Genomic DNA, 17496 nt, shown 5'->3' on the forward strand with positions numbered 1-17496 from the left:
GGCAAACTGCTGGCCCCCGAATGTTTCCGACACCGGCAAACTCGCCTTTTTTCAAAAGGTTAGGCTGGCCCTATGCGGACGACTGTCATCACCGTTGCAACGCTTTCCCTGGCTCTCTTCGCGCTGGGCGCCCAGGCGAGGGAACTGAGCAAGAGCCATCGTTTTGCTTGTACCTGGGGTTCGGACATCGCAGCCGGCGCGCAGCAATCGAAGCTGTCGGGGATTTCCCTTTATGGCGCCCGCAAGCGCTTGCAGGTGCGCAGGTTTCAGCAACCGTGGATGCGCATGACTGCGATGGGCATCACAGAGCAGACCTACAACAGTACCTCGCGCCTCAAGCCTGCAGCCGTCAAGCAGACCTATTACGAACAATGCGTGAGACATGAACTGGCTCAGCGATAAATACAAAGCCCGACCTGAAGAGGTCGGGCTTTTTCATGTCCGGCGCATTGGCTGCATCACTTGTCGCTTTCGCAATTGACCATCCACGACACGCCAAAACGATCCACCAGCATGCCGAAACGTGCGGCCCAGAAGGTCGCTTCCAGTGGCATGTCCACTCGACCGTCCTTGGCCAGGGCGTTGAAGACTCTTTCAGCCTCGGCGACGGTGTCGACGTTCAAGGACACCGAGCAACCGCTCATGCCCTGGGTCGGACGGTCGGGCGTGGTGTCCGATGCCATCAGCATCTGATCACCGACCTTCAGGCAGGTATGAATGATCAGATCGTGATGCTCTTTCGGAACATGCTCTGCGGCGGGCGTTTCGCCGAAAGTCATCATCGCTTCAAGCTTGCCTTGCAGGCATTGCTCGTAAAACGTGAAGGCCGCACGGCAATCGCCGTTGAAGATCAGGTACGGGTTGATTTTCATGGTGGTGCTCCCGAACAGGCAGTGAAACGCAGCGCGGCCGGGTGTGCCGAAGCTGCGTCATGGATTGACACCATCCAGCAAAGCGTTAGATCGACGGATTGCCAGTCAGTGCTGCAATTATTTACGCCGGGATGACCGATGGTCTCTGTTTTCAGGAATCGCGCGCGCCTTGCAACAACGTTGCGCCTGCGACGCGTGCGGCGGGCTTGGTTTGCATCAATGCATCGATCGCCTTGCGATAGTTTTGTCCGCCAAGTGCCATGCTGTTGTTGTGCGTCCCACCGGGTACCAGCAGCAATCGTTTGGGTTGGCTGGCGGCCGCGAACAGTTGCTCACTGAAGCGTGACGGCACAAACGCATCGGCCAGGCCGTGCACGACCAACAATGGCATATGGATGTCGGCAATCTTGTCGATGGAGTCGAACTTCTGCGACAACAGCCAGCGAACGGGCAGGGATGTGTTGGCCACCGCCGCGGCGACGTCGGCCAGTGAGGTAAAGGTGGACTCAATCACCAGACCCCGGACCGGCAGCGGCGTATGATTTCTGGCGGCGTCCCGGCCTAGCTCGGCAGCCAGGTCGATGGCGACCGCACCACCGAGAGAGTGCCCGTAGATCAGACGTTTGCTCGGGTCCGGTTGCAGTTGCTGGAAGCGTTCCCAGGCCACCCGTGCATCCTCATAAACGGTGCTTTCTGACGGCAAGTCACCATGACTCTGACCAAAGCCTCGGTAATCGATGGCCAATACCGAATACCCCGCCGCGCGCAGCTGTTCGATGCGAAACAACTGCCCGGTCAGGTTCCAGCGCACGCCATGCAGATAAAGAATGGCCGGGGCATTGGCCCGTTCCGCCGGCCACCACCACGCATGAATGTTCTGCCCGGCCTTGAAGCTTTTGGGTTGCAGGTCAAGTTCCTGAACGCTGCCGGGCAAGCCGTGATACCAGCCGGCCGTGCCCGGTTCGATGCGAAACAGCAGCTTGCGTTCGGTGTGTTCCAGTACGGCGCAACTCGCCGGCAGACCGATGATCAGGGCGGCCATGCACGCAAACGCCAGGCGCCGGCGGCGAAGTCGGGTCATGAAGGCAAGGAACATTGAACGTTTCACCAGTGCGTGGACAAAGAAGGCTTTTTACCAGATGCCTTGGTCCGCGCGTGACATTTTCGATCGTCGTCCGCCTGCAATCATTACAAAACGATGCTGTGGCTCAAGCCACGTTCAGCACGATCTTGCCGATGTGATCACCGGCTTCCATGTGCGCATGGGCCTGGGCCGCGTCGGTGAGCGGGTAGACCTTGTCGATGATCGGCAGGCAGCGCCCGGCGGCCAGTACCGGCCAGACGTGCTCGCGCAATTGATCGGCGATGGCAGCCTTTTCCGCAGAAGTGCGTGCGCGCAACAAGGAACCAGTGACCACGGCTCGTTTGCCGAGAATGGTCAACAGATCGACATCGTTGGCACGGGCGCCGCCAAGAAAACCGAGCATCACCACGCGGCCATCCATTGCCAGTGCGTTGAGGTTGGCGTTCAGATACGAGCCGCCCATGATGTCGAGAATCACATTGACGCCCTGGCCGTTGGTTTTCTCGGCGATGACGGCAGCGAAATCCTGCTCGCGATAGTTGATCGGCTCACCGCCCAATTCACGGATGGCCTCACATTTATCGGTACTGCCGGCGGTGGCGAAGGCTTCGATACCAAACTCGCGGCACAGCATCAGCGCGGTGGTGCCGATGCCACTGGTGCCCCCGTGAATCAACACACGCTGCCCTCGAATCGCACCACCGAGACCGAACAGATTGGCCCATACCGTGAAAAAGGTTTCGGGGATTGCCGCAGCCTGAATCCAGTCCATCCCGTCGGGGATCGGCAGGGCCTGGCCCGCGGGAACCGTGCAGTATTCGGCATAACCGCCGCCATTGGTCAGCGCGCAAACCCTGTCGCCCACGGCAAAAGTGCTGACACCTGCACCCAGCGCCACGACTTCACCGGCCACCTCCAGACCGGGGATCGGGTTCATCCCGGGTCTCATCGGGTACTTGCCTGCACGTTGCAAGGCGTCCGGCCGATTGATACCTGCTGCGTGCACGCGGATCAGCAGTTCGCCCTGCGCGACGACCGGCAGCGGGACTCGTCTGGATTGCAGAACCTCGGGCCCGCCCGGTTCAGTGATTTCGATGCGGGTCATTTCAGTGGGCAACGTCATTGTCGATTCCTCTTAATACAAGTGATCAGTAGATGGGAGCGCACTCAGGGCGCAATGATTCCCGTCATTGGGCGCAGCAGCGTTGCTCGACGGAGGAGGGCAGCAGTTTTATGGCGTGCTCAAGTATCAGAGCGATCACAATGGCACCGCCGGCAATCACGAAGAGCAGCACGTGCTGTCCGCCCATGGCGTTGAACAGCGCCGAATAGGCGAATCCGGCCAGCGCCTGAAACGTGGCGAACGACACCGTGGCGCGGCTCCACGCCACCTGTTGGCGATGATGATCCGGCACCAGCTCATGCACCCTTGCCAACGCCAGCGGGACAATGCCCGGCGGAAACGAACCGAGCACCACCGCCAGCAGCGCCAACGCCAGGAACGAATGCGAAATGGCCAGCAAACCAAGGGTGATCGCCTGGACCACCAGCACCAGACGAATGCCGGTTCGTGCGCCGAGATGATCGGCGAGAAAGCCATAACTCACCGGCCCGACGATGGCACCCAGACCGTACATGACCCAGATCAGCGCGCCGACGTGCGCCCCGGCGCCCAGTCCACGGGTGACGTAATCCACCAGAAAGACCATGGCCGGCACCAACCCGGCGGCCATGAATGCGTACTGGGCAAACAGCAGATAAACAGCAGACGGTGTCGGCTCGACCGGCTCCACCTGAGCCGTTGCGGTGGTTACATGGGGCAGCTCCGAGGGCCAGCCGAACCAGCTTAATGCCGTCAGCGCCAGCGACAGCGCGCCCAATCCAAGCCAGGTCGCTTGCAGGCCCAGACTCAACAGCAGCGGAACGATCGTGCCCGAGCCGGCGATGCCCAGACCGATGCCGAGGAAAATCGCCCCACTGGCCAGGCCCTTGCGCGCGGCCGGTACATGGGGCAATACGGTCGAGGCAACCAGCACCATGATCGCGCCTCCCGCGATTCCCGACAGCAGGCGCCAGCCGAAATACCAGCTCACCGACACGGGGTACGCACAGGCGAAAAACGCCACGGTCACCGCCAGCATCATCAGACGCAGAGCGTTTCTCTGGGTAAACCTGCGTGCCAGCGGGCGGCCGAGGAGGGCGCCGATCAGGTAACCGACCAGGTTGGCCGCGCCGAGATAGACCACATCATGAGCGGAAAACCACTGCGCCTGAATCAGCGAAGGGATCAGCGGCGTGTAGGCGAAACGCGCCAGACCGATGCTGACCAGGCTGGCGCAGAGTCCGGCGAAGATCGCCAGCCAGACACTCGTGTCCGGACGCTCGGGCAAAGCAGTTGAAGTGTGCATGACGGCAATCCTGTGAAAGGTTTATGGCGCCCAGCATATCGGCTATCTTTGCTGCGTTAATGCAGCGAGTTTGCGTGATTGTGATGCGTTTATGCATCAATGGAGAACGGTATGAACTGGGATGACGCACGGGTGTTTCTTGCGGTTTGCCGCGAGTCGACATTGCGTGGCGCCGCGCGTGTACTGGGCGTGGATCAGGCGACGGTCGGGCGACGCATCACAGCACTGGAAAAGTCGCTGGGCGCGACCTTGTTTCTGCGCACCTCCGAGGGCTATGCACTGACGGCAGTCGGTGAAGCCGCGCTCAAGTCGGTGGAAAAAATGGAGCATTCGGCGCTGGAGCTGGAGCGGCGTATCCAGGGCCTGGATGATCGCCTGACCGGCAGTGTGCGAATCAGCACCACCGATTCGCTGGCCATCGATTTCCTGATTCCGGCCATTGCGCAGTTACACGAACAGCATCCGGACGTGCGCGTGCACCTGGACGCCTCCACGCAGATCCTCAGCCTGGCCAAACGTGAAGCGGACATCGCGGTGCGCAATACCCGCCCGGACAACCCGGACCTGATCGCCCGGCGCATCGCGCGCTGGCCGGTGGGGCTGTTTGCCTCGCAGAGCTATGTCGACAGCCATGGCGTGCCGGCGCCAGGCAGTGCGTTCGAGGGGCATGATCTGGTGGTGTACCAGCCGTATCTGCAAGGCAACAAAGACTTGACCCTGGTGACCGAACCCGTGACTCGCGGGCGTATCGTCGCCGGTCTGAGCTCCAGTCTGCTGGTACGACGCTCGATTGCCGCCGGACTGGGTGTAGGAGAAATCCCGGTCTACATGGGCGAACGCGACGGTCTGGTCAGGCTGTGGCCGGAGCGCACGCGTCCGTTGCCTTATGAAGTGTGGCTGGTGACCCACGCGGATTTGCGCCATACCGCGCGGGTCAGGGTGGTGATCGAGCACATTGTCGAGGCGTTTGCGCTGGAGAATGAGTAGTCCTTGATGCTGTGTAGGACGGCTACATCAGCTGACGATCTTGCCTACAACAGCGCCAGAATCCGCTGGCTTGTGAGTTTTTTGGCCGGGTCCTATCGTTTCTCACACCCGGAGTGAGCAGGTGAAACCCTCCGAGGTGATCAATCCAGGGAAGTATTGATAAACGTCAGAGGTGCGGAATTGATTGCAAGGGAAGTCAGCCAATTTCAAGCAAGCGACATGGCCGGGCAAACGGATAGAACTGAGTCTATGACCTACATAACGCGAGACGAATTCAGCGCCAGGATCGAAGTCATCGAGACAAGAATCGATGCGCGGATCGAGTCCATGTCCGCCAAGATCGATGGCTTTCTGACCCAGCAGGCCGAGCGGGACCAGGCACGGCTGGAGGTCGAAAAAAGGCAGGAGCAGGCCCGGCTGGAGCAAAAACGATCCATGGAGGAAGCCCGGTTCGAGTGGGAGCGGTCTCAGGAGGCGGCGCGGGTGGAGCGGGAGCAGGCTCGGGAGGCGGCGCGGCTGGAGCGGGAGCGGTCTCAAGAGGTGGCGCGGCTGGAGCAGAAGCGAGAGCAGGAGGCTGCACGGCAGGGATGGGAGAAGGCTCAGGCGGTGGCGCGGCTGGAGCAGAAACGAGAGCAGGAAACTGCGCGGCAGGAGTGGGAACAGTCTCAGGAGAAGTCGCGCCTTGAGCGGGAGGAGGCTCAGAAGAACGTGTGCCTTGAGCGCGAGCAGGCTCAGGAGAAGGTGCGTCAGGAGCGGGAGCTGGCTCTGGAAAAAATTCAGCTGGCGCATGAGCAGAATCTGGAAAACCTTCGGCAGGAGCGCTTGAAGGCTCGACTGGGACATGAAAAGGTCTTGGAGACGGCCCGACAGGAGCGGGAAACCGCTCGGGTCGAGCGAGAGAAAGTCTACGAAAAAGTCAGACTGGAGCAAGAAAAGGCTCACCTGGAACGCGACCAGCGTTACGCGGTCATCTCGGCTCGCATGGACAGGTCTCTGGAGCGAATTGACGAAGCAATCAGGCAGGTCTCGACGATCAAGGCGAATTACTGGGCGGCAACGGCCGTACATTTTCTCGGGATGGTTGCCATACTCGCGGGTTCTTACTACGCGAATCAGGCAAACGTGCTGGTAACGATGCAGACCACCCTGGCCATGATCCAGTCGGTGAAAGAGGCTGGGAGTTCCATACCGGCAACGCTGATCACCCTGCCCACGGAATGAAAAACGGCCTTCAACGAAGGCCGTTTTTTGTGAGCGATGAACACCAGCGACTCATGGCATTTCCGGCAACTCCTGCGGCCGCAGATCAAACACCAGTACTTCGGCATCCTGGCCATTGCTCAGGGTCAGTGCCTGTTCTTCACGAACCCGCACACCGTCGCCTTCCTTCAACTGCACGCCGTTCAGTTCAACGCTGCCGCGAGCAACATGCACATAGGCGTAGCGGTTTGCAGGCAGTTCGAGTGTGGCGCTTTCCTGGCCATCGAACAGCCCGGCATACACGCGTGCATCCTGGCGCACTTTGAGCGAGCCGTGGGTGCCTTCGGGCGAGATGATCAGTTGCAGGCGACCGCGTTTTTTCTGCTCGCTGAAGTGCTCCTGTTGATAGCGCGGTTTGGCACCACTGACGTCCGGCACGATCCAGATCTGCAGGAAGTGCACAGGCTTGCTTGCCGAGTGGTTGAACTCGCTGTGGGCCACGCCGCTGCCAGCGCTCATCAGTTGCACATCGCCCGGGCGGATGACTGAGCCGGTGCCCAGGGTGTCCTTGTGTTCCAGCGCACCTTCGAGCACATAGGAGAAAATCTCCATGTCGCGGTGTGGGTGCTGGCCGAAGCCTTTACCGGCGGCGACGCGGTCATCGTTGATCACCAGCAGGTCGGAGAAACCCTGCTCACGCGGGTCGCGGTAACTGGCGAAAGAAAAGGTGTGGAAGGACTTCAACCAGCCATGATTGGCCAGACCACGGTCGGAAGCTTTGCGAAGGGTCAGCATGATGAAATCTCCTTTCAGGACGTTGATTCGTCCGAGTGAGGAGAAGGTTACTGGTTACTCTTGGGTGCAATAAGTAGATGAAAATTGAAATACTGTCCCCTCAGGGTTGACAGTTATGTGCGTCAGCTCACGCATTCTTCTCCAACGTTTGCGCTGTACTTGGTCATAATGCGCAAACTTATAATCGTTCATTGATTTCAGTGATGTCTGCTCATGAAAACCGTGGCAATGGTGTTGTTTCCCGAGTTTCTTCTGCTCGATATGGCCGGGCCGCTGGAAGTGTTTTCGGTTGCCAACCGATACCTGAAGCCGGACGCTCATTATCAACTGACGCTTCTGGGCACTGAGCGTGGGCCGCTGCGCGCCTCCAACGGCGTGCTGGTGCACACAGACCGGCACATCGACGAAGCCAGTGATCGCTATGACCTGCTGTTGGTGCCGGGCGGTCCCGGGGCCTACAACGAAAAATGCCCGCCGTTGCTGGCCTGGCTCCAAGGTGCGGTCGGCCGTGCCGAGCGCTACGGTTCGATTTGCACGGGGGCCTTTGTGTTGGGTTACGCCGGGTTGCTCGACGGTTATCGCGTGACCACCCACTGGAATTACACCGAACGCTTGATCAAGGGTTTTCCGAACGCGGATGTCGCCACCGACCAGATCTTTGTCGAGGACCGAAACCTGATCACGTCCGGCGGCGTCACGGCCGGCATCGATCTGGCACTGGCAGTGGTGGCCCGCGATCACGGCAAGAAACTCGCCCAGGACGTGGCCAAAGTGCTGTTGGTGGTGATGAAGCGTCAGGGCGGTCAGGCGCAATTCAGTCCGCTGATGGCGGCGGTTTCGCCCCAGGAAACGCCCATCACCCGGGTACAGAATCACGTTCTGGAACACCTTGAAGAAAGCTTCACCATCGAACGCATGGCAAGCCTTGCGAACATGAGCGCTCGTCATTTCGCCCGGGTGTTCGCTCGCGAGGTCAACATGACACCTATGGAGTTCCTGCAAAGTGCGCGCATCGATTGCGCTCGCAATCTGCTGGAAACCAGCGATCTGCCGTTGAAGACGGTGGCCTACAAAAGTGGTTTCGGCAGCGTGCGCCACATGCGTTTTCTGTTCGGCGAAAAGCTCGGGCTGACCCCGGCCCAGTATCGCGAACAGTTCAGCTAGAGCGATTCTGTCCGTTACACGCACCCGGATGTCCGTGCTGCGCCCCGTGTGACGGTTGTACCGTCATCGTGGCCTGCCAAGATAACGGACATGAACAGCCTCAACGAATTGAACTCGGCGTCGGTCCTGCATTTCGGTCCGTACGCGTTCCATTTGCGCCAACGGCTGATCCTCGAAGGGGATCGGCAACTGCGCATGGGCGGTCGTGCGCTGGACATTCTGCAAGTGTTGGTCGAGCGTGCCGGCCGGGTGGTCAGCAAAGAGCAATTGATCGCGCTGGTATGGCCAACGTCGGTGGTCGAGGAGATCAATCTGCGGGTGCACATCGCGGCGTTGCGCCGGGCCCTGGGCGATGGCGAGAACGGACAGCGCTACATCGTCAATGTGCCGCAATGCGGGTACAGCTTCGTTGCACCGGTGCACGGCGACAGCGTCGCCCAGGTGGTGTTCGAAAGCCTGCAAGCTCCGCAGCACAATCTGCCCGCACGGCTGACGCCTGTCACCGGCCGCGATTCATTGGTCGGTGGTCTGGTGCGGCAATTGCCGCTGTCCCGACTGATAACGGTGACGGGACCTGCCGGCGTCGGCAAGAGCACCGTCGCGCTGAGAGCGGCGGAGTTGTTGCTGCAGCATTTTCGCGATGGCGTCTGGCGGGTGGATTTATCCCTGATCGACGAGCAAACCTCACTCGTCGATCATCTTTTGCATACCCTCGATATCGATTTCCCCACCCTGGCAACGCGCCACGCTTTGCTGGTGCTGGATAACTGCGACCCTCTGCACGAAGCCTGCCGGGGCTTGCTGGAGACCTTGCTCGACGCAGCGCCCCGTCTGTCGATCCTGGCCACCAGCCGCGAGCCGTTGCGTCTCGCCCTGGAGGTCCTCCAGCCATTGCCGCCCCTCACCACGCCTAAAACCTCGGCGCTCAACAGCGTCGACGAGGTCATGGATTATTCGGCGGTGCAACTGTTTGTCAGTCGCGCCCGTGCCCGTCAACACGGCTTCTGTCTGCGTGAGCAGGATCTGGAAACGGTGCGCGATATCTGTCGACGACTCGACGGCCTTCCGCTGGCGATTGAACTCGCGGCGGCGCAGATCGACGCACTGGCACTGGTCGGGTTGCAGGCGCAGCTGGATAACGGCCTGCAAGTCTTGAGTCACGGCCGCCGGACCGCCGTGCCACGTCATCAGTCGATGATGGCCGCACTGGACTGGAGCTATCAACGCTTGAGCGAGCACGAACAACGCGTGCTGCAGCGGTTATCGGTTTTCAAAATGGCGTTCACGCTGGATGCCGCCATCGGCGTGATCAGTTGCGTGCAACTGCCACCCTCGACGATGGTGGCTGTCGTTGAACAGTTGGCGGCCAAGTCGTTGCTGACGGTGGATCGATCCAGCGGGACGCTGCGTTACCGAATGCTCAATACCACTCGCCGCTATGCCCGTGAGCAACTGGAGCAGGGCGGCGAGCTGGGTGATGTCGAGCGTCGGCATGCGCGTTACCTGGGACGCACGCGATCGAACTCACGCCCGCAACTGACTGCGCAATTCGTCGAGCAATAAGCGCACCTTGCGCAAATCCGGGGTGGCGTAACCTTCGGTGAAGCGCTGGTAGACCGGTGTCAGTAACTCCAGTGCTTCGCGGTAGCGCGACTGGCGCTGCCACAACTGAGCCAGCGATGTCGCACTGCGCAGTTCCCACGCCAGGGCGCCTTGCGTCTTCGCAATCACAAGCGATTGCTGCAAGGCGCTTTCGACGGTGTGATGGCAGGGCGATTCAGCGGCCAGCAATCGCTCGGCCCGAGCTCGCAGGATTTCCGCGGTGCTCCAGCCAGCCGCGCCGCTTTGTGCTCGTTCGAGCAATGCATCATCAACGAAACCGGTGTCCAGTGTGACCATGATTTCCCTGACCAGGCCGCTATCGGCGGGCGGTATCGCGGGAGCCTTGCCGGCGTCGATCACCTGCGCATAGTGCCGCGCCCACGTGTAGAACAGCAGCACCGAATGCTTTTGCGCCTGTTCGAGCAGCAGTTGCAGCAACGCGCGGGCGTTTTGCCCGTCGCCGTTGTAATGGGCGATCAGGCACGAGGCGAGTGCCAGGGTGTAGCAGATCGAGGTGCCGTGGTTGATCTGTACCGCGATGTCCAGCGCCTGCCGCGCCGTGCGCCAGGCCTGCTCGGGAAATCCTTGCAGCCACAACACCCGTGCGAGAACGGTCAGCGAAGCAACGCTCTGATCGTATTGCACGCCGAAACCGTGGGTGAAGCGGTTGAGGTGGCCGCTGTGGGCCATGCGCTGAATGACTTGTTCGGCATGGATTCGCGCCTGATGCTGATCGCCGGCGTAATGCAGGGCGAGCACCCGCAAACGGTGGGTGCTCAGGGACAACTGCGCATCGCCGTGCAGGCCGAGGCTCTCGAATTGCTCGCTTTGTTCCAGCGCCATCCGGTAATGCCCGCAACTGAGATTGACCGCCATGTGCCCCGACACCGCACGCAATTGCCCGGCCTTGTCGTCATGCCGTTGCGCCAGCAGGCGGGCGCTGACGAAGGCTTCGATGGTTTCCGGTGTGCCGCCCCAGGTGTGATAGCAGGCGCTGCCGAGGGCCAGTTTCAAGGCGATTTCCAGTCGCGGGCAGGGCTCGTCGGATGTCGCCAGCAACGCGAGTGCCCGGCGCACATGAACGCCGTACTCCTTGAGCAGGGACAACTCTTGCCACAACGGCGCCGAAGTCGCCGTCAGGCGCACGCCGAGCGGGCGCGAGCCTTCATCGTTCAGCGTCCACTCCAGCGCCGCCCGCAGGTCTTCCAGGCCACGGGCGTAGCGCTCGATCCACACTTCGGTCGGCGTGTTCTCCCAATCGGCCTGGGCCTGATGCATCAACGCCAGGCAGCGTTCGGCATGACGCTCGCGGGTTTCGCCGAGTTCGGCGGCCTGGTCGAGTTTTTCCAGCGCATAGCGGCGGGTGGTGTCGAGCAGGCGATAGAACACTTCTTCATCGCCGACCTCGACGTTGAGCAACGACTTGGCGACCAGTTGCGTGATCGAGGCGAACACTTCGCCGGGCTCGATGTGCTGGCCGACGATGACCGCCGCCGCAGATTCCAGCGTGAACGCGCCACTGAACACGCCCAGTCGGCGCAGGCTGGTCTGCTCGCAGCCGTTGAGCAGGTTGAAGCTCCAGTCCAGCGTGGCACGCAAGGTTTCATGTCGGCCGAGGTGAGTCTGGTTACCCGCCGGCAAGCTTCCCTGAAGCTGACTCAGCACACCGTCCAGCCCAAGGCTCGCCACCTGCGCGGCCGCCAGCTCCAGCGCCAGCGGGATGCCATCCAGCCGACGGCAGATTTCGACGATCAAGGGCAGGTCGGCATTGCCCGGCTCAAAGTGTTCGTGGGCGGCCATTGCCCGTTCGACGAACAGCTGCAGCGCGGAAAATCCCATCGCCTGATCGCGGTCCAGCACCGCAATCGGTGGCGGGCAGTCGAGTGATTCCAGACGCTGCACGTATTCGCCCTCGGCGCGCAGGCTTTCGCGGCTGGTGGCCAGAATGTGTACCTGCGGCGCGCCACGCAGAATGCTTTCGCTGAGCAGTGCCACGGCGTCGATCAAGTGCTCGCAGTTATCGATCACCAGCAGCATCTGGCGCTCGCGCAGGCTGTTGATCAGGCACGCCATCGGTTCACTGTCATGCAGCGAAAGGTCCAGCAGGGCGGCGAGGTGCGAGCAGATCGAGCCGGAATCGTTGAGCGGTGCCAGATCCAGCAGACGAATACCGTCGCGATAACGGCCGATCAACTGTTCGGCGACGCGCAAGGCCACGGTGGTCTTGCCGATGCCGCCGGGGCCAACGAGGGTGATGCAGCGTTGGCGCGGCAGTTGCGTCATCAGGCTGTCGACCACCGGCTGACGGCCGATCATCCGCGTACGACGCAATGGCAGGTTGTGCCGACCGATGGGGTCGGTTGCGGGGCGTTGTTCGATGGATTGCAGCAGGATCGGCGCGACGAAACTGTAACCGCGCTGCGCCACCGTGACGATGTAGCGCTGCCCGGCCTGACCGTCGCCGAGAGCCTTGCGCAGGGCGGCCATGTGCACTCGCAGGTTGATGTCTTCCACCACGCTGTCCGGCCAGATTTCGGCGATCAATTGCTGCTTGCTCACGACCTCGCCGGCGTTGGCCAGCAGGATCAGCAGAATGTCCATGGCGCGGCGGCCCAGGCGCAAAGGCTGGTCGCCTTCAAGCACCAGCCGCTGGCCGGGGTGGATCCGATAGGGGCCAAATCCGATGGCCTGATTCGGGGAAAGACTCAACCGCCCACTCCTTCGATGTTTTTTATGATCCTGACCCGAACAGGGTGAAAAAACCGTGACGGGGTGGTCGGACAGCGACTCGATGGGCATGCAAGCCGTCTAATCCGCAGTATCCGAGCATATTCTTCAGGAATGGGCGCCAACGCAACTTGCTTGAAGACCTGACATTTGAGCGTCTGTCCGTTTCGGGTGCTGACATCACTGTATTTAAAGGCTGGAACCTGTGCCGGTTCGCCCGACAGCCGGGAAAAATTAACAACGATTAACTCGTCCGCGCCCGTTCTAGAGCCAAAACTCCAAGGCAATGGAGTGCATACGTCCGGAGGACGCTGCGATGAGCAAGGTAGTGGTGGTCTATCACAGTGGCTACGGGCACACCCGCGTCATGGCCCAGGCTGTGGCTCAGGGTGTGGAACGCCACGTGGGCAGCACCTGCCTGTTGCTGGCCGTGGAAGACGTGGAAACCCACTGGGACGACTTGCACCGTGCCGACGCCATCATCTTCGGCGCGCCGACCTACATGGGCAGCGCTTCGGCGGCGTTCAAGCAGTTCATGGAGGCCACGGCCTCGTTCTATCTTGCCCGGCCGTGGCGCAACAAACTCGCGGCGGGCTTCACCAACTCCGGCAGCCTGTGTGGCGACAAACTCAATACCCTGCTGCAACTGGCGGTGTTCGCCGCCCAGCATTCGATGATCTGGGTCGGGCTCGATCTGTTGCCGGCACGTGCACATGCTGGTGCCTTCGATGGTCAATTGAATCGCCTCGGCAGCTCCCTCGGCGCCATGTCCCAATCCTCGGTCGAACAACCGCCCGAACAGGCACCGCCGCTGGAAGACCAGCAGACCGCCGCGCACCTGGGCGAGCGGGTGGCACGGCTGGCTCAGCGGATGGCGCGGGAATGACACCGCCTCAGCGGTTTTTCATGACCTGACAACGCCAGGCAAACGGATTGATCCCTTCGCTGCGCGTGAAGATGTGGCAGAAGTGCGCCTGATCGCAGAAGCCGCATTCCAGGCTGATCTGCGTGAGGCTGTGGTTGGTGTGCTGGATCAACAGTTTGGCCCGGGCAATGCGCTGGGCGCGGATCCAGTCTTGCGGCGAGTACCCGGTGCTGCACTTGAACGCCCGGGAAAAGTGACTGCGCGACAGTGCGCAAGCGTTGGCCAGTTCGGTGACTTCAAGGCTGTCGCCGAGGCGTTCGAGGATCAGTTGTTTCACCAAGCGTTCGCGCTGCGGGCTGAGGCCACCGGTGTTGATCTTGCGGGGTTCGCTGGCAGGGGCGAGGGCGACGGTTTGCTGTGAATGAGCCATGGCCAATGTCCGTGTCGGGGGGGAAGGCACGGTCAGCGCTTTCCCTCAGGTCAATAAAACAACGCTGCGCAGAGGGATTCATTGTTTGGCGAGGGGCGAAGGCTGACGAGTTAAACGTTGTTAATTCCGCTACCAAAGCTGATTTCGAATGGCCGCCGATCAAGTAAAGTGCGTAGCACTTGCGCCTGGCCAAAAAGGAAAACACGCCCATGAACCGAAACGATCTGCGCCGCGTCGACATGAACCTGCTGGTGATTTTCGAAGCGTTGATGTTCGAAAAGAACCTGACCCGCGTCGCCGAAAAACTGTTCATGGGCCAACCGGCGGTGAGCGCAGCACTGGGCCGTTTGCGCGATCTGTTCGACGATCCGCTGCTGCTGCGCAACGGTCGCGGCATGGAGCCGACGGCGCGGGCGCTGGCGATTCTTCAGGAGCTGCAACCGGCGATGGACGTGATTTCCGGCGCGGTCAGCCGGGCCAAGGAATTCGATCCTGCGACCAGTTGCGACGTGTTCCGCATCGGCCTGTCGGATGACGCCGAGTTCGGTCTGTTTCCACCGCTATTGCGCCAGTTGCAGGAAGAGGCGCCGGGGATCGTGGTCGTGGTGCGCCGCGCCAACTACCTGCTGATGCCGACGCTGTTGGCGTCTGGGGAAATCTCCGTCGGCGTGAGCTACACCACCGATCTGCCGGCCAACGCCAAGCGCAAGAAGCTGCGCGACATTCCCTGCAAAGTCCTGCGCGGCGATGATCGCCCGGGCCCGCTGACCCTCGACGAATACTGCGAGCGGCCTCATGCGATGGTGTCGTTCTCGGGGGATTTGAGCGGCAACATTGACGTGGACCTGGCCAAGGTCGGCCGCAGCCGCCGGGTGGTGCTCGGGGTGCCACAGTTCAGTGGCTTGCGCGCGCTGCTGGCGGGCACCGAGATGATCGCGACCGTGCCGGATTACGCGGCGTGTGCATTGGTCGAAGGTTGTGCGTTGCGGGCTGAAGATCCGCCGTTTCCGATTGATGCGGCGCAACTGTCGATGGCGTGGAGCGGGGTACATGACAACGATCCGGCGGAGAAATGGTTGCGGTCGCGGATCAGTCAGTTCATGTCGGTGACGCTGGATATACCGGCGGCTTAGTGTGTTGTTGAAAGGTGTTTAGCGTTACTTCCGGTAAGCCACAACGCCTTGCGCCTTTGCCTACGTGTACGCCAGAATCCGCCGGCTTGTGCGCCTTGGGGCTGGGTCTTATCGTTTCCGGGTCGCTGACGAATCAGTGATCGGGTCTCGCAGCCCGCGATCTCTAGACGCACAACATCCTCCGGTTTTATGGCGGCTGTACGTGGGAGACCCTTGGGTCTGCCGGTTCTAGAGTCCCGGTCTGCGACCCGCGTATGGCTGCCACCCCTTCGTATCGCAGCGAATCGTGGCAGCTCAATGACTCTGGAGATGCAACCATGATCAAACCCACGCCAAACCCACCTGAAACCGATACAACCTCGCCCTACGAAACCCTCGACTCCAGGAAACTCCACGAAGCCGCCGAACGCGCGCTCGATCATTACCTCAATCCGCTCCTCCCGCGAAAACCCGTGCTCAAACCCAACACCATGTACAAGATCGCCCCCGGCATCGAGCGCGAAGAACTGCTGGCCAACGCCTGTGAAACCCTGACCTCGGCCAAAGTCATGGCCAACGACTTCGCCGGAATGCTCGACGGCCCGCAGCGACATGTGTTGTTGGGGATTGCGCAGTTGATCATGTTGGGGGAGCTGGCGGTGAACAGAGTGCTGGATACCCTGGAGCTGCCAGCTGACGCGAGCGTTTGAGCGAGTGCAATCAGAACGGCCCTGCAAAGGGCCGTTTTTTGTGTCCGGGTGAAATGACTGTACTCCCTTCAAGCGACGACCGTTGGTCTTGAAGTTACGCTCACCTGTCAGATCTGACAGGTGACGCATACGTTCTTTCGCGGTGTGATGGGGTCTGTTCCGAAACGGTTCAGGTCCGGCTTCCGAGGGGTTAAATAATGCAGATCAATCCTTATTCTCCGCAGGTCACGGCGGGACTTTTGTTGGTACCCATGTTTATCCCGGGATGGAGAGCGCCTGTTCTTCCCGCCGGAGTCTTCCACGGGGGAATTCCCCAGTCGATCTATCAGCCACCCAGTGGCCTGTACATGGTGATTGACCCGGTCACAACGTTGTCCACCACTCTGGCCGTTGGTGACTCTGTGGAGCTGTGGCACAACGGCCAGCCAACAGGGGTGATCAAGAACATCAAGAAGGGAGAAGAGAACGACCGGATTGAAATGGATTTGCCGCCGGGATGGCTGGTGGACGGTCAGAACGATCTGTTCTATCGGGTAACTCGCCCCAGCGGTAATTACGAAGATTCGACTCCGATACTGAATGTGCTGTATCACGACCCGGCCCCCGGTTATCCGGCGCCGGCCGGCATTACCATCACCCATCCGGCCTTTGTCGGTCCGACGGAAGCGGCGGCGGGGGTGGTGTTTCTCTTCAACGTCAGCTTTGCACGACAGCACGACGAGATTGTTTTGACTGTTGGGGTATGGAAAACCACGATCAAGGTCACTGATCCAACCAAACCCATCACGGTCACCCTGACAGCCGCCGATTTCAAGCTGATAGGTGACAACCCCAACACGCCGGTCAGATGCGTCGTGACCGACCAGTTAGGCAACCGTAACCAGTCGGCGACGACGTTTATGAATATTCAGGCGGCCGGGGCACCTGCGCCTGTGATCGATCCATCACGGATGGCACTCGATCAAATCTCGTTTTTCAATAGTTACGGCTGGCCATACCAGTCTTTCAATGAGAGCAGTACGACTCGCCCAGCGACCGGCGGAATAGCTCCGCATATCTATCGTTCCGGGAATCCAAATATTGCTACCGTCGATGGAAATGGAAAGGTGGTTGCTGTCAGAAACGGCACCACAACCATCACTGCGACTGATGCTACCGGCAGAAGCGGCTCCTATACGGTTCAGGTGGATAACGTTTTCCAGTTGTTGGTCAACAACTCGATGTTAACGGCGGATCAGGCAAGTGCATGGGTACGTAGCGTCGGTGGCAGGGGCGACGGTAACCTCGAGTTTCTGCCTATCAGTCACTTGGCCAATTACGGTCGCGATCTTTTCGAGAATCGAATTTACCCGGATCCACTTGCATATCGGTGGACTCAGATCCAACCGGCAGGAATGGGGTTCAGAATTTGGGAGGGCAACCGGCTGTCAGGTGCCTGGTGGCCTTGGGGAAGTACTGTGCAAATGCGAGCAATCACCGCAGTCCCTTCCTGATCAGGCTCTCCCAAAAAGAGCACACCCATCCAATTTCCCCCCGATCA

Annotated in this window: 16 protein-coding genes; 9 read left to right on the forward strand and 7 right to left on the reverse strand. The window is 60.6% G+C overall.

Translation table 11 applies throughout. The features are described from left to right. Positions 1 to 72 precede the first annotated feature (72 nt). Positions 73 to 402, forward strand: a complete 330-nt coding sequence (locus tag IF199_RS10605) for a hypothetical protein (RefSeq protein ID WP_096821286.1) — start codon at positions 73 to 75, stop codon at positions 400 to 402. Positions 403 to 458: 56 nt separating this feature from the next. On the opposite strand, the gene IF199_RS10610 is transcribed toward IF199_RS10605, so the two are convergent. The 4 genes from IF199_RS10610 to IF199_RS10625 all read right to left on the reverse strand — a co-directional run bounded on the left by IF199_RS10610 (position 459) and on the right by IF199_RS10625 (position 4364). Continuing rightward, positions 459 to 872 carry a VOC family protein gene (locus IF199_RS10610; RefSeq protein WP_192560321.1) on the reverse strand — a complete coding sequence of 138 codons (414 nt, stop codon included), beginning with the start codon at positions 870 to 872 and terminating at the stop codon, positions 459 to 461. A gap of 151 nt (positions 873 to 1023) precedes the next feature. Next, the gene (locus tag IF199_RS10615) at positions 1024 to 1968 is read right to left on the reverse strand and encodes an alpha/beta hydrolase (RefSeq protein WP_096821288.1); all 945 of its coding nucleotides are present in this window, start codon (positions 1966 to 1968) and stop codon (positions 1024 to 1026) included. Between the two features lie 112 nt (positions 1969 to 2080). Beyond that, positions 2081 to 3079 (reverse strand): NAD(P)H-quinone oxidoreductase, encoded by a 999-nt coding sequence (locus IF199_RS10620; RefSeq protein ID WP_192560322.1) that lies wholly within the window; start codon positions 3077 to 3079, stop codon positions 2081 to 2083. A 64-nt stretch (positions 3080 to 3143) separates the two neighbouring features. Next, complete coding sequence (locus IF199_RS10625; RefSeq protein ID WP_192560323.1) at positions 3144 to 4364, reverse strand: YbfB/YjiJ family MFS transporter; 1221 nt, start codon at positions 4362 to 4364, stop codon at positions 3144 to 3146. Between the two features lie 111 nt (positions 4365 to 4475). Here IF199_RS10625 and IF199_RS10630 point away from each other — a divergent pair, with 111 nt between their 5' ends. Beyond that, entirely contained in the window at positions 4476 to 5351 is an 876-nt protein-coding gene (locus IF199_RS10630) for a LysR family transcriptional regulator (RefSeq protein WP_192560324.1), read from the forward strand. A 249-nt stretch (positions 5352 to 5600) separates the two neighbouring features. Continuing rightward, positions 5601 to 6572 carry a coiled-coil domain-containing protein gene (locus IF199_RS30345; protein ID WP_244142455.1) on the forward strand — a complete coding sequence of 324 codons (972 nt, stop codon included), beginning with the start codon at positions 5601 to 5603 and terminating at the stop codon, positions 6570 to 6572. Between the two features lie 51 nt (positions 6573 to 6623). Here IF199_RS30345 and IF199_RS10640 read toward each other — a convergent pair whose 3' ends face one another. After that, positions 6624 to 7346, reverse strand: a complete 723-nt coding sequence (locus tag IF199_RS10640) for a pirin family protein (RefSeq protein ID WP_192560325.1) — start codon at positions 7344 to 7346, stop codon at positions 6624 to 6626. Positions 7347 to 7559: 213 nt separating this feature from the next. Between IF199_RS10640 and IF199_RS10645 the strand changes: the two genes are divergently transcribed. Both IF199_RS10645 and IF199_RS10650 read left to right on the forward strand, forming a co-directional pair. Further along, a complete protein-coding gene (locus tag IF199_RS10645) occupies positions 7560 to 8510 on the forward strand; it encodes a GlxA family transcriptional regulator (protein WP_192560326.1) in 951 nt (316 codons plus the stop codon). A 90-nt stretch (positions 8511 to 8600) separates the two neighbouring features. Then, a complete protein-coding gene (locus IF199_RS10650) occupies positions 8601 to 10073 on the forward strand; it encodes an ATP-binding protein (RefSeq protein WP_192560327.1) in 1473 nt (490 codons plus the stop codon). Here the strand turns inward: IF199_RS10650 and IF199_RS10655 are convergent. Then, on the reverse strand, positions 10035 to 12821 hold the full coding sequence (locus tag IF199_RS10655; protein ID WP_192560328.1) for an ATP-binding protein: 2787 nt from the start codon (positions 12819 to 12821) through the stop codon (positions 10035 to 10037). The genes IF199_RS10650 and IF199_RS10655 overlap by 39 nt on opposite strands. A gap of 334 nt (positions 12822 to 13155) precedes the next feature. Here IF199_RS10655 and IF199_RS10660 point away from each other — a divergent pair, with 334 nt between their 5' ends. Next, positions 13156 to 13725, forward strand: coding sequence for a flavodoxin family protein (locus tag IF199_RS10660; protein WP_192560329.1), 570 nt, complete (start codon positions 13156 to 13158; stop codon positions 13723 to 13725). Positions 13726 to 13732: 7 nt separating this feature from the next. Here IF199_RS10660 and IF199_RS10665 read toward each other — a convergent pair whose 3' ends face one another. Further along, positions 13733 to 14134: a helix-turn-helix domain-containing protein gene (locus tag IF199_RS10665; protein ID WP_096821297.1), complete on the reverse strand. Its 402-nt coding sequence runs from the start codon at positions 14132 to 14134 to the stop codon at positions 13733 to 13735. A 209-nt stretch (positions 14135 to 14343) separates the two neighbouring features. Between IF199_RS10665 and IF199_RS10670 the strand changes: the two genes are divergently transcribed. From IF199_RS10670 to IF199_RS10680, 3 genes are all read left to right on the forward strand, one after another. After that, on the forward strand, positions 14344 to 15267 hold the full coding sequence (locus tag IF199_RS10670) for a LysR family transcriptional regulator (protein WP_192560330.1): 924 nt from the start codon (positions 14344 to 14346) through the stop codon (positions 15265 to 15267). Between the two features lie 317 nt (positions 15268 to 15584). Beyond that, positions 15585 to 15956 carry a DUF6124 family protein gene (locus tag IF199_RS10675; protein ID WP_192560331.1) on the forward strand — a complete coding sequence of 124 codons (372 nt, stop codon included), beginning with the start codon at positions 15585 to 15587 and terminating at the stop codon, positions 15954 to 15956. 197 nt (positions 15957 to 16153) lie between these two features. Beyond that, a complete protein-coding gene (locus IF199_RS10680; RefSeq protein ID WP_192560332.1) occupies positions 16154 to 17449 on the forward strand; it encodes an Ig-like domain-containing protein in 1296 nt (431 codons plus the stop codon). Positions 17450 to 17496 lie beyond the last annotated feature (47 nt).

This window comes from Pseudomonas allokribbensis (assembly GCF_014863605.1).
Taxonomy (GTDB): Bacteria; Pseudomonadota; Gammaproteobacteria; order Pseudomonadales; family Pseudomonadaceae; genus Aquipseudomonas; species Aquipseudomonas allokribbensis.